Consider the following 12,788-nt stretch of genomic DNA (forward strand, 5'->3'; position numbering starts at 1 on the left):
AAACTTTCTTCACGCTCATCAATCAGTAATCTAGTAGGTTACTCACCGATGACTGCCACTGGCTAACTGCGTTTCGCTGCCTGCCGTGTCAGTGGATGCGCATTATAGGCAGCTGAACTTTTTGTGCAAGGGCTTTTTAAAAGAAAAAAGATCGCATGGCGATCTTTTCTACAATGGCGTTCTATTTGCACTCAATCTGCTGCTTAATCGAGCTTTTGCGCACCTTTATCGATAAAACCTTGGATCAGCGATACCGCTTTTGCATCATCCCAATCGACAAATGAGCGTACAAATGCGATCAGCTGACCATTTTGATCGAGTATAAAGGTTGCCGGAATGGTATCCAGTGGAAACACCTGTCCTAGCTTTTGCGTAGGATCATAGTAAGAGTTAAAGTTGCCCATACCTAATGAAGTTAAAAAGGGCTGCACCTGTTGTTTGCCATCGGCATCGATAGAGACAGGTAATAGTGCAAACTCTTCCGCTTTAAACTTTGTCGCCAAGCGCTCTATTGCTGGTAACTCTCTTACACAGGGTGGACACCAGGTCGCCCAGAAGTTGACCATAACCACCTTACCTTTATATTGGCTGAAGTCGATGGCCTTGCCATCGACATCATTAAAAGGGATAGGCTCTATCGGGTAGGTTTGAGGTAATACATTAATAAGGTCAACGGTAGATGTTATTGGCTGTGTTGTCTGCTGCATGCCGGGGTACGCATTGGCCTTCCCCATTAAGGCTGGCAACAGACACGACAGCAACACGATAGCGGCTAAGCTGTACTTCATTTTTGATTACGCTTAAGTAGGCTATCCAGTGCTTGTTGATCCTCGGCGCTAATCTCCAAAGAGTGATTGCCGGCAATCCGTTGCTTGCGGATAAAAATAAAGCCAATAATCAAACCGATTAATAGCAAACCTATGGGGCCCAGCCAAAGAATGTAGGTTTTCGCCTCCATTCTTGGCTTGTATAACACGAAGTCACCATAACGACTGGTCATGAACTCGATAATGGCCTGATCGTCCATCCCTTGATCGACCATTTTAAAGACTTCGAGGCGCAAATCGCTGGCAACCGGTGAGTTAGAATCAATTAAATTTTGATTTTGACACTGAGGACAACGTAACGAATGCGCCAATTCGAGTCCGCGCTTTTGGTTTTCTGGCGATTTAAACTCATACGTGTCGACAGGTGTCGCCATTGAGCTGGTTACCACACCCAATAGCAGCACTAAACCAGTGACTAAACTCAGTATAATTCTCACGATACATTATCCTTTGCAGCTTCAGCCTGTAGTTGTTGGATCATCGGGTACAAGGTTTCACTCCAGACATTCTGATCGATAGGACCAGCGTAACGGAAACGAATAATCCCTTTGTGATCAACAATAAAGCTCTCTGGTGCACCGTACACACCCAAATCGAGCCCTAAGCGTCCATCTTTATCAAAAATATTGAGTGTATATGGGTCGCCCTGACGGCGCAGCTCAGCGATGGCTGGCGCGCGCTCATCACGATAGTTAATACCATAAATAGGTAGAACCTTCTTACGCGCCAGCATATTGAGGAATGGATGCTCATATTTACATGATGGGCACCAGGTCGCCCATACGTTCAATAGGGCAACCTGTCCTTTTAGCTGTTCATTCGTGATGAATTCACCTGGCGTTTCTAAGCGTTCTAGCTGGAAAGCCGGGATCGGCTTTCCTTCTAGTGCTGAATCCAGCTTTTGCGGATTCAAAAACAACCCTTTGTACAAAAACACTCCCATGGTTAAAAACAATACCAAGGGGATAAACAAAACCAACTTCTTCATAGATTCCTCAACTATTGAGCGGTTGCTAACTTAGCCTTTTCAGTTTGAGGCTCAGCCGCTACTGTAGCTTTTGCACGATAACGCTTATCCGATGCAGCAAAGAAACCACCGATCATCATAAAAATCGAGCCGAACCATAACCAACGCACAAAGGGTTTATAGTTCAAACGTACCGCAAACTCAGTACGGCTGATAGGATCGCCCATCGTCACATAAAGATCGCGGAACAGACCCCAATCGATGCCAGCTTCAGTCATGTCCATTGTGCGAACATTGTATTGACGACGATCAGGCTTCAGTAAGGTGATCAATGTATCCCCTTTATAAACCTCAATCTGGCCTTGTTGAGCGGTGTAGTTTGGTCCGACAACGTTTTTAGTTTCGAGGTACTTAAAGGTGTAACCCGCGAGTTCTTGGCTAATCCCAGGTCCCATGCGGACACTTTTCTCAACGGAGTAGTTAGAGACCATCGTTGCGCCGATGACTGAAACAGCAATACCCAGGTGAGCGAGGATCATCCCCAACTGGCTGCGTCCCATGCGGGCAATGCTGATATCACCGTCTTTTGGCTTCACGATATTATAAGCCGCTCTTGCAGTAGCAATAACGATCCATACCGCAGTCGTAATCCCTAAGGCCACCCAAACGTTGAAGACACCATCAACCACAAACGGCGTCACTAGACCAACAAGGACAGAAACCACTGCAGGCACTAATAACTGACGCTTTAATTCGCCTTCTTTGGATTTTTTCCAACGGATAATGGGACCCACACCCATAAAGACAAACAGCACTAATACGATCGGGACAAACACGGCGTTAAAGTATGGTGGGCCGACAGAAATCTTACCCATACCCAATGCATCGATCAGCAATGGATATAAAGTACCCAGCAATACTGTACCTGCGGCAACCGTGAGTAACACGTTACACACCAGCAGCATCGTCTCTTTAGATTTCAATTCGAAACGCGCAGGACTGCTCATTTCGCTGGCTCGGAATGCAAACAGCGTCAAGGAACCACCGATCGCCAAGCCCAATAAAAGTAGAATAAACATACCGCGGCTTGGGTCCGCAGCAAATGAGTGCACAGAGGTTAATACACCTGAACGAACAATAAAGGTACCGAGTAAACTGAGTGAGAAGGCGAAGATAGACAACAATACCGTCCAGTTACGGAATGCCCCACGCTTTTCTGTCACAATTAATGAATGCACCAACGCTGTACCAATTAGCCAAGGCATAAAAGAGGCGTTTTCAACGGGATCCCAGAACCACCAACCGCCCCAGCCTAACTCGTAATAAGCCCACCAAGAGCCCAAAGCGATACCGCCAGTTAGAAACACCCAAGCCGCCAGTGTCCAAGGACGTGACCAACGCGCCCAAGCAGAGTCCAAACGACCGCTTAGCAGCGCTGCAATAGCAAAGGCAAAGCTCACCGAGAAACCAACATAGCCTAAATACAGCATAGGTGGATGGAAGATTAAGCCCACATCCTGCAGCATTGGGTTTAAGTCACGGCCTTCAGCAGGCATCGGGAATAAACGCTCAAACGGGCTGGAGGTTAATAGCATAAATAAGCTAAAACCGATTAAAATCATGGCTAACACCGCTAACACTCGCGCAGTGAAGACCTCTTCTAATCCTTTACTAAAAAGTGCAACAGCGGCAGCCCATGCAGATAAGGAGAATACCCAGAAGAGTAATGAACCTTCATGCCCACCCCAGACCGCGGCAATCTTAAAGAAAATAGGTAACTGGGAATTAGAATGATGAGCGACATAAGCGACCGAAAAATCATCGACAGCAAAACTATAACCAAGCGATACAACGGATAAACTGATAAAGAAGAACATTCCGTAAGCTAATGGCCAAGCATACCGCACAAGGTATTGATCTTTGCGGGCAACCCCGATTAGGGGCACGCTGGCTAACAGGAAGGCAAACGCCACCCCTATTATCAACGAAAAGTGTCCAAGTTCTGGGATCATGGGTTTTCCTCAGTCTCTAATAATATGTTGATTTAGATAGCTCTATACCAACGCACAACATGCTAATCGCGCGAACGCACGAAATTTTGCTCATTTTAGTATTTGCTATTGTTCCTGTCTGCCTCTTTCGCGCAAAACTGGGTGACTTGTCTCATTCTCAATTTTGGATGAAATAAAGCAACTTAAGACGATAGTTCTGCATCTGACAAGGCAACTTCCGTTAAGTTTCATCCAATACAGACATTAAAAATCAATTTGTGAACCAGTGCCCAACTCTCGGTTTTCGGCATAATGAAAATTTTTATATTACTGTTCAATGATGCATCTTTACGTATAATCTTGCTTTCATTCCGCCGGCGGTAACACCGCGCCGCTTTCTGCAAACTAAAGTGAATATAGAAACAATGACGACATTTTGGATTTTTATTGCGCTTGTTGTGTTAGTCAGCCTGATGCTGATTTGGATCCCACATTTCAGACAGCAAAAGTTGTTACGCACTGAAGAAGCCGGCGTTCGCAAACAAACCAACCTCGAGTTGTTTAATGAACGTCTTGCGACACTTGAAAAAGAGCTTAGCGAAGAGCTGCTCGATCAAGCTGAATTTGACGCATTGAAAAAAGAACTAGAAATCAGTCTCCTGCAAGACATAAAGCAAGCAGGTGATGATTCACTGGTCAATAACATTAAGCCAAAATCCATTCTTTGGCCCTCAGTGATGTCAGTGTGTGTGCTAGCCATTTCAGGGTATTTCTACCAGCAGCTCGGTGCATTCGAAAACCTGAGCGATCCGCAACAAGCTGCCAACCCTCACGCGGGCATGGATACCGCACAAATGATGTCGCAACGAGTGCAAATGATGGAAGCACAAGTGCAAGCGGAACCTGAAAACAGCCAAGCATGGTTCAGTTTAGGTCATGCGTATATCTCGGCAAACCAATTCGACAAAGCCATTGCAGCATTCGATAAAGTGATGCAATTAGTGGGTAAACACGCCGAACTACTGGGACCTAAAGCCACCGCCATGTACTATAAAGCGGGTCAGCGGATGACACCGGAAGTGCAAGCGGTCGTGGATGAATCCTTAGGTATGGATCCACAGGATGCTTCAACTTTGCTCTTAGTGGGTATGGATTCCTTCTTTACCGCAAATTACCAAAAGGCGATTGGCGCATGGCAAACCATTCTTGATAGCGACCGCACCGATGTCGATCGTGCCGCGCTGATGGAAGCGATCGAAACCGCCAATTTACGCTTAAAGGCCGAAACCTCTGGCATGCCCAATGATGATGTCCATAAATCAGCCAAGGCCACGAACAAGTCAGTAAGCATTCAAATCTCAATTTCACCAGAGCTCGCCGCCAAAGTCTCTGCTGACGATACTATCTTCGTGTTTGCTCGAGCGACTCAAGGTCCTAAAATACCATTAGCAGCAACCAAGGTCAGTGCCAAATCATTCCCAGTGACCGTCACGTTAGATGACAGCACCGGTATGGGCAGCGATATGAAACTGAGCCAGGCATCTCATGTGGAAGTGATTGCAGTATTATCCAAACATGGCGATATCAAACCTCAACCCGGTGATATTCAAGGTAAAGTAACCAGTGTTGCCGTGGGTGAAAGCGCAACGCTCATGCTTGATACTCAAGTACAATAAGCAGACTCACCATGCCACAACCCTGATGGATTGTGGCATGGGCCGCTCCACCAACCGCCTACTTACGCCATCGACTCCGCCACTGATTGAGTGAGCCCCGCACGGGCCGCCAATGACAGCCGCAATGCCACACCAGTTCTGCCGATATGCATATCGCTATCAGCATCAGCATCAGCATCAGCATCAGCATCAAATTATGAAGTACCATAAGGTAGCGCGAGCAAAAGCGTCCTCGCCAGCGTAGACGGCATCGCGAAAATAAAAAATCCCCCGGTTTGTAACCGAGGGATTGATAAGTAATAGAATGATGTAACGCTAATTGTTAGCCGTAAAACTTACTTCGCTTTTGACATGAATCCAATAGCAGCTTTGTAATCTTCATCAGTACAGTCTGTGCACATGCCACCTGGTGGCATAGCATTTAAACCTGTTTTCACACTTTTCAACAAGTTATCCATACCTTTAGCTAAACGGGGTTCCCAGTCCGCAGTATTGTGAGATTTAGGAGCACCTGCAACACCCATGCTATGGCATACGGTACATGCCTTGTTGTAAATCGCTTCAGCGTCTTGCGCTGATACATTGGCAGACATCATTGTTAAAGCAGCGACAGCGGTCATTGCTAAGAGTTTTTTCATGTTAAATGTTCCTAATGCAAATACGTTCAAAGCTCGGCGCCACCCTTGAGGGCGGACTCATTCTAGCGACGCCAGATTACTACAAACTTCAATAAATCTCATCATTTTGTGATAAAAATCTCACAAAAAATTCCACTCCAAAAACAAGAAGGTAAAATCGGTCAATATTAGAAGATCGTAAAAGTTCGATAATTATTGCCGTTATTGGAACCATATCAAATTGCTGACATCTATTATCAAGCAAGTGTAAAACACCAATAATGTTTGTGTTAGAATCACTTGTGTTTCCTTCCGGCTTGAGATAGAGGGTTCAGTGACAAATATAAATTCAGTAAATACACTGGTATCGGCGAGCAAGCTGACATGCATCCGCGAAGAACGCATTCTGTTTGATGAATTAAGCTTTGCCATTAATGCGGGTGATATTGTGCAGATTGAAGGCCCCAATGGCGCCGGAAAAACCAGTCTGCTGCGTATTTTAGCGGGGCTTTCACGTCCCTACGCGGGGCAGACTTTCTATCTCGATGAAGATATCAACCGCTGTCGAGATGAATACAATGAAGATCTGTTGTATTTAGGCCACTTAGCGGGCGTAAAATGTGAATTAACCGCCGAAGAGAACCTTAATTTCAATTTAAGGATCAGTGGCTATGATGATTTTGATGTCCCTTCAATTTTGGCCAAAGTCAATCTTACCGGATTTGAAGAGGCGCTTGCGGGGCATTTATCCGCCGGCCAACATCGCCGCACGGCGTTAGCCAGACTCTGGCATAATAATTGTCGAATTTGGATCCTCGATGAACCTTTTACTGCTATTGATAAAAAAGGCGTAGAAGAATTGGAAGAATTATTCATCCAACATGCGAATAGGGGTGGCTGCGTGATCCTTACCACTCACCAAGATATGGGCATTATCACAGATGATAGGCTTCGTAAAATTCGTCTCGATTATCGCTTCGTATAAGGTGTGCATTAATGAAAAGAGGCATCAGCTTTACTCAGGCTTTTTTTACCTTGCTGCAGCGAGATCTTAAAATAGCCGTTCGTCACCGCGGTGATATTTTTAATCCATTGCTATTTTTTGTCATGGTTGTCACTCTATTTCCACTCGGAATAGGCCCTGAGCCACAGATGTTAGCTCGGGTTGCTCCCGGTATTATTTGGGTAGCAGCATTATTAGCATCCATGCTGTCACTTGAGCGGCTATTTAAAGCCGACTTCAGCGATGGCAGTTTAGAGCAAATGCTACTCAGCCCACAGCCACTATCCATACTGGTATTAGCAAAAGTATTAGCCCATTGGATACTCACGGGTGTGCCGCTGATTATCATTGCGCCACTGTTAGCCGTATTGCTCAATCTCGAAAGCAATAGTTATGGCGCCCTCATCGCCACCTTAGCCTTAGGGACACCCGTGCTATCGTTGCTCGGTGCTATCGGCGTGGCCTTAACCGTTGGACTGCGTAAGGGTGGAGTACTGCTCAGCTTACTTATTCTTCCGCTCTATATCCCAGTGCTCATTTTCGCCACGAGTGCGATAGATGCCGCGGGAATGAATTTACCCTATGATGGTCAACTGGCGATAATTGGTGCCATGTTGGTCGGTTCGTTAACCTTGGCACCTTTTGCAATTGGTGCATCTCTGCGAGTGAGTACTAACTAAAATGTGGAAATGGTTACATCCTTACGCGGATCCTGAACGCGCGTATAAATTATCAGGCACACTATTCCCCTGGTTTGCTATCTTAGCCGGTCTGTTTCTCGCCGTCGGAACGACTTGGGGACTGCTCTTCGCACCTACCGATTACCAACAAGGTGATAGCTATCGAATTATTTTCATTCATGTGCCTGCCGCATCGATGTCAATGGCAGCCTACATGGGGATGGCCATTGCCGCCTTTATCGGCCTTGTTTGGCAATTAAAGTTAGCCGATTGGGCAGCGGCCTCTATCGCACCGATTGGCGCGGTGATCACCTTTATTGCACTGTTTACCGGTGCCGCATGGGGTAAACCTATGTGGGGAACTTGGTGGGTATGGGATGCACGCCTCACCTCGGAGTTAGTGTTGCTGTTTCTATACCTAGGGGTGATTTCACTGTACGCCTCCTTTGAAGACAAAGTGTTAGCGGCGCGGGCTGCAGGGATCTTGGCGATCGTTGGGGTAATTAATATTCCAATTATCAAATACTCAGTGGAATGGTGGAGCTCTTTACATCAACCATCAACCATACGTATCACTGAAAAATCGACCATGTCATCCGACATGCTGTACCCACTGTTAATCAATATTTTTGGTTTTGGCCTCATGATTGGTGCCATCACCATTGTGAGATTTAGAGCAGAGATTTTAGCAAGAAACGGCATGCGCCCTTGGGTGCGTGAACTTGCCAAGGCTGAGGAGGTCAAATAATGCAATTCGATTCAATCAGTGATTTTTTAAATATGGGCGGCTACGCGTTCTTTGTGTGGCTCTCCTATGGTGTGACATTCTTTTGCTTGTCCGTACTCATCATTACCAGTGCACGTAAAAAGCGTAAAGTATTGATTGAAATAGCAAAGAAAATGAATCGAGAAGAACGCCTCAAAGAAACTAGGAGTACCAAATCGTGAACTCAAGACGCAAAAAAAGACTAGCACTGGCGGTAGCATTAATCGGTGGCGTTGCCGCGATTGCCTCGCTGCTATTGTATGCCCTGAACTCCAACCTTAACCTGTTCTATACACCATCAGAAATCGTGAATGGCAAAACCGATACCGGCGTCAAGCCTGAGATTGGCCAGCGCATTCGTGTAGGTGGCATGGTGACCGTTGGTTCTATGGTGCGCGATCCCGACAGCCTGCACGTGGAATTTGCGGTACATGACTCCTTAGGAGGCGAAATCGTTGTCACCTATGACGATCTGCTGCCTGATCTCTTCCGTGAAGGTCAAGGGATTGTTGCTCAAGGGGTATTAGGCGAAGATGGCAAATTGGCAGCCACCGAAGTACTGGCAAAGCATGATGAAAACTATATGCCGCCTGAAGTGGCCGAAGCGATGGGGCAAAAACACGAGAAGCTTGATTACAGCCAGCAAAAGACTGCAGCTCCTAACTAATTCCTGCTCGTGCGAATATGAGCATCTGTGCTCAGTCGTCTTAAACAGCGAGTCTTAGCCTCAAAATAAAAATGCCGCCCAATCATTGAGCGGCATTTTTAATATTCACTATCAGCTCTCTTAGCTTTATCTAAATTCGCTTGTACCAACAAATCAACTCTTGTACTGGCAAATCAGAGCGGCTAACAGGCGCAGTTTGCACTACCTCAGCAAGACCCGTACAGCCATACCTCACCAAGCACGCTGAACAACTACCCACGACCATTCTTGATCGTTTTAGCCACTGACGCTGTTAGCGACAAATCAGTTAAGCGACACAGGGCTACAACAAGGTACACTACTTACAATTGCGTCCTTTGCAGCCTCCCCCGCCACCACCAGCACCGCCACAGCCATTCGCGGCAAGATAATCAACCGCCGCCTTTGCTTGTACCAATCCATAACCATAGGCATCATCCCGTCCGGCAACCCCTAAATCTTGTGCAGTGGTTCGCAGCGCCGCACGAATTTGCAGGTTGCTACATTGCGGGTAATGACTCCAAACTAAGGCGGCCACACCTGCCACATGTGGCGTCGCCATGGACGTACCATCGAAGTATGCATAATTCCCTTCACCGATACTGACACTGGCGAGCGTACCTAATTGCCCCAACATGGCCTGCCCATCCGTATCACTCACCCCCACCGAAGGAATACTCGTTTGCACGTCACCAAGGGTGCCATTTAACGGTCCGGCAACGTTGTTATATAAAATGGCCGCCACACCGCCGCCGCGCTCGCAGGCCTGAACTTTTTCAGCAAAGGAGATCACACCCCGCTGAATAAGGCAGATCTGACCATTCGCGTTACAAGTCGACTCCCCGGTGCCGCAATCGGCCAGGGTTCCCGAGGCGGTACCAGTAGGGGAGCCTGCCAAACCAATCGACTCGTATGCTCTGGCATCCACAGCCGTGCTCGCAACCAGCGCAGTTCCCATCGGCACGCTAGATAGCACACCTACGCCGGGGCCCGCTAACTCCACTTGACTGGTTTTTTGGGAAAAACTGGCAACCACTTTATTGCTATCAATCGCGGCAACCGACACCACAGAGTTATAGGAAGCAGGATAAGAGTGGCGAGTGTTACCATCGTTTCCGGCTGCAGCAATCGACAGGACGCCACGCCCCTCAGCCGCAGCAAAGGCCGAATCTTCGGTGCGGCTCTTGAGCGCGCCACCGAGACTCATGTTGATCACCTTAGCGCCTGCGGCCTCACACTTATCTAGCGCCGCCACTAAGCTTGATGAATATCCCCAACCATCGGCATTAAATACCTTAATAATATGTAAATTCAAATTACCATTAGGATTCACCCCCACGACCCCAGTGCCGTTGTTCAGGGCTGCAATCGTGCCTGCAACATGGGTGCCGTGGTGATTCTCATCGGTATACCAATTACCAGTACCGCTATCATTTGTGCCGGTAACGTGATTATTAGCGAGGTCCTCATGGTTCAAATCATACCCAGAATCAATAATACAGACCGTGGTATTACTGGCTTTACTATCGCTCACTAAATTTGCCTGCACCATCGGAATACCATAAGGTACGGTTTGTGACAGTGGATAGCGTTTAGCATCGAGCTCCACATATTCAACGTTAGGATTATTCGCAAGCCCTTTGAGTGCCTGAGCTGGCAATAAAAATGCGGCGGCATCGTGATTAGCCAGTTCGAGGGCCAGCTTGCCCCCCTGAGCCTTAAGCTGCCCCATTTCACTCGGGCCTTTGCCCGCCTTAAATTTTACAATGTAACGCTCTTGCTCGGCAGCATGGGCCCCTGAAACTAAGGCCAACGTCAGCATCGCTGTTAAAGATGTCTCAATCGCTCGCATGAAGTGCTCCTATAACCATTTTATTGTCGTTCGATAGCAGCCACCCTTGCTGCCCATAGGTCAACCACGATTCAGTTAACACATGTTGCAATTTGTAGCGCTACTTTTTTATAGGCAGCCTTAGCTGAAAATACAAGTGACCATGACAGGATAATCAATGAGGGCAGCGTTATTGACTTGATAGGTAGGAGTTATGCGCTATTCGCTTAGGGGGATGGCTCTTATGCAAAGTAGTCTACTTCATCATCCCCCTACGCAGCATCAGCGGACTTGATGGTCGGTCTTATGTAAAAACACCACATCCTTATCAATCAGCTCAAGCCGCCAACCATAATGCTGGGCAAGCCAAGCAAAGGTTGCCTCGGAGTAAAAATTGATGTGTGTGGGATCGTTTTTATAGTGCCAGGTCGCAAAGGCCGTTGGATTTTGCACACGTTTCGTCATAACCGCCAAAATCCCTTCGGCTTTCAGTAACTGATCGAGCTGCCCGAGCAAAGCGTGGGCGTCACTCACATGCTCGATCACCTCTGTCAGCGTAATAAAATCGTATTGCCGGGTGAGTAATTCGGGCTGATTGGCGTAATACAAATCGTAATTGACGACTGAGTAGCCGCGGGCGCTGGCCATCACACTTAAGGCTTTGCCCGCACCGCAACCAAAGTCCAACCCCTGCGCGCCACTCGACAAGCGGGCCAGCAAGGGATCGAGGGTACGACTCAAAAACCGCTGATAACCGAGATCTTCTGGATCATTTTCATGCTTATCGTATTCGGCCTTTTCCGCCGCCGCGTCCAGGTAAAACTCCTTTGGCACACTCACCAAAAAGCAGGTTTGGCACTGATGGTAATCGCGTTTTTTATCTTGATAATACAGCGTCATTTCAGCGCCGCGACATAAAGGACAAATATTCAACACCGCTCCTCGAGGGATAAATTATTAACGGGATCGCTGCAGATGATGGAGTATAACACCTTGGCCAATTAACGAATGCGCCACTGCCTCATTGCGAAATGGGGATTTGGCGCTCTTTGGCAGCGGCCTCCTTGGCCTCACGCAAATAGCGCTGCTCGCGCGTTTCTCTTTCATCAAATTGATCTTGCGCCTTTTGTTTTTGCTTCGCCTCCCATTCGGAGGTCGATGCGCGCTGCATGATGCGCTCTTCTCGCGCCGCGCTGGCTTTTGCTGCTTGACGCGCTTTCTCTAATTGCGCTTGTTCTAAACGCTGGGAGTCGATGCGCGCCTTATCGGCTTTTTGTTCTAAAGTTAATCGCGGTTTATCGGCAGCCTGTACTGGACACACACCGATAACGGCACCTGCCAATAGCCAACCACAGGTTAGCCTCATGATCCCTGCCTTGGTTTTCGCTAATATCACCATGCGTTCGTCCCTCCATTTGATAACACCCTCAGATTAACCCTATCGAGTATACCGCCGCGGCGGCAAACGCGCACGATAAGCCACTGGATCATCATAACGCTCGATGAGCACGCCAGCCAAACGCCATGGCTTAATCCCATCATACAACCTAGACCAAGTGAGAAAGTGAGAAAGTGAGAAAGTGAGAAAGTGAGAAAGTGAGAAAGTGAGCTTACATCACTCAACGCTTTTATCGGTACCGAATGAGTCTAGGGGTGGGATAAGGGATTGATGCAATGGCTGAAGGATGACACGAGTCGCCCGGAGAGAACCCCCGTTAAGGGGCCAAATGTTTGGGGCTAGATAG

The 12,788-nt window shown here is 47.6% G+C and carries 14 protein-coding genes; 6 read left to right on the top strand and 8 right to left on the bottom strand.

Annotation, left to right across the window (positions count from 1 at the left end):
- Window positions 1–203: 203 nt before the first annotated feature.
- The 4 genes from ACRCZA_RS10825 to ACRCZA_RS10840 are packed head-to-tail and all read right to left on the bottom strand — an operon-like array spanning window position 204 to window position 3,806.
- On the bottom strand, window positions 204–788 hold the full coding sequence (locus ACRCZA_RS10825; protein WP_438674446.1) for a redoxin family protein: 585 nt from the start codon (window positions 786–788) through the stop codon (window positions 204–206).
- Window positions 785–1,264 carry a heme lyase NrfEFG subunit NrfF gene (gene nrfF / locus ACRCZA_RS10830; RefSeq protein WP_438674447.1) on the bottom strand — a complete coding sequence of 160 codons (480 nt, stop codon included), beginning with the start codon at window positions 1,262–1,264 and terminating at the stop codon, window positions 785–787. Before nrfF ends, ACRCZA_RS10825 begins: the two co-directional genes overlap by 4 nt.
- Entirely contained in the window at window positions 1,261–1,815 is a 555-nt protein-coding gene (locus tag ACRCZA_RS10835; protein WP_438674448.1) for a DsbE family thiol:disulfide interchange protein, read from the bottom strand. Before ACRCZA_RS10835 ends, nrfF begins: the two co-directional genes overlap by 4 nt.
- Before the next feature lie 11 nt (window positions 1,816–1,826).
- Window positions 1,827–3,806 carry a heme lyase CcmF/NrfE family subunit gene (locus ACRCZA_RS10840; RefSeq protein ID WP_438674449.1) on the bottom strand — a complete coding sequence of 660 codons (1,980 nt, stop codon included), beginning with the start codon at window positions 3,804–3,806 and terminating at the stop codon, window positions 1,827–1,829.
- Between the two features lie 404 nt (window positions 3,807–4,210).
- On the opposite strand from ACRCZA_RS10840, the gene ccmI reads away from it, so the two are divergent.
- Window positions 4,211–5,461, top strand: coding sequence for a c-type cytochrome biogenesis protein CcmI (gene ccmI / locus ACRCZA_RS10845; RefSeq protein ID WP_438674458.1), 1,251 nt, complete (start codon window positions 4,211–4,213; stop codon window positions 5,459–5,461).
- A 335-nt stretch (window positions 5,462–5,796) separates the two neighbouring features.
- Here ccmI and scyA read toward each other — a convergent pair whose 3' ends face one another.
- Window positions 5,797–6,099, bottom strand: a complete 303-nt coding sequence (gene scyA, locus ACRCZA_RS10850; RefSeq protein WP_438674450.1) for a monoheme cytochrome c5 ScyA — start codon at window positions 6,097–6,099, stop codon at window positions 5,797–5,799.
- A 313-nt stretch (window positions 6,100–6,412) separates the two neighbouring features.
- Between scyA and ccmA the strand changes: the two genes are divergently transcribed.
- The 5 genes from ccmA to ccmE are packed head-to-tail and all read left to right on the top strand — an operon-like array spanning window position 6,413 to window position 9,194.
- A complete protein-coding gene (gene ccmA / locus ACRCZA_RS10855) occupies window positions 6,413–7,063 on the top strand; it encodes a cytochrome c biogenesis heme-transporting ATPase CcmA (protein ID WP_438674451.1) in 651 nt (216 codons plus the stop codon).
- Between the two features lie 11 nt (window positions 7,064–7,074).
- Complete coding sequence (gene ccmB, locus ACRCZA_RS10860) at window positions 7,075–7,761, top strand: heme exporter protein CcmB (protein WP_438674452.1); 687 nt, start codon at window positions 7,075–7,077, stop codon at window positions 7,759–7,761.
- A gap of 1 nt (window position 7,762) precedes the next feature.
- The gene (locus ACRCZA_RS10865) at window positions 7,763–8,509 is read left to right on the top strand and encodes a heme ABC transporter permease (RefSeq protein WP_438674453.1); all 747 of its coding nucleotides are present in this window, start codon (window positions 7,763–7,765) and stop codon (window positions 8,507–8,509) included.
- The gene (gene ccmD, locus ACRCZA_RS10870) at window positions 8,509–8,709 is read left to right on the top strand and encodes a heme exporter protein CcmD (protein WP_438674454.1); all 201 of its coding nucleotides are present in this window, start codon (window positions 8,509–8,511) and stop codon (window positions 8,707–8,709) included. Before ACRCZA_RS10865 ends, ccmD begins: the two co-directional genes overlap by 1 nt.
- Complete coding sequence (gene ccmE / locus ACRCZA_RS10875) at window positions 8,706–9,194, top strand: cytochrome c maturation protein CcmE (protein WP_438674455.1); 489 nt, start codon at window positions 8,706–8,708, stop codon at window positions 9,192–9,194. Before ccmD ends, ccmE begins: the two co-directional genes overlap by 4 nt.
- A 337-nt stretch (window positions 9,195–9,531) precedes the next feature.
- Here ccmE and ACRCZA_RS10880 read toward each other — a convergent pair whose 3' ends face one another.
- The 3 genes from ACRCZA_RS10880 to ACRCZA_RS10890 all read right to left on the bottom strand — a co-directional run bounded on the left by ACRCZA_RS10880 (window position 9,532) and on the right by ACRCZA_RS10890 (window position 12,409).
- Window positions 9,532–11,064, bottom strand: coding sequence for a S8 family serine peptidase (locus tag ACRCZA_RS10880; protein ID WP_438674456.1), 1,533 nt, complete (start codon window positions 11,062–11,064; stop codon window positions 9,532–9,534).
- 261 nt (window positions 11,065–11,325) lie between these two features.
- Entirely contained in the window at window positions 11,326–11,976 is a 651-nt protein-coding gene (locus ACRCZA_RS10885; RefSeq protein WP_438674457.1) for a class I SAM-dependent methyltransferase, read from the bottom strand.
- Between the two features lie 88 nt (window positions 11,977–12,064).
- Window positions 12,065–12,409: a hypothetical protein gene (locus ACRCZA_RS10890; RefSeq protein WP_438674459.1), complete on the bottom strand. Its 345-nt coding sequence runs from the start codon at window positions 12,407–12,409 to the stop codon at window positions 12,065–12,067.
- Window positions 12,410–12,788 lie beyond the last annotated feature (379 nt).

This window comes from Shewanella sp., from assembly GCF_051658185.1.
Taxonomy (GTDB): domain Bacteria; phylum Pseudomonadota; class Gammaproteobacteria; order Enterobacterales; family Shewanellaceae; genus Shewanella.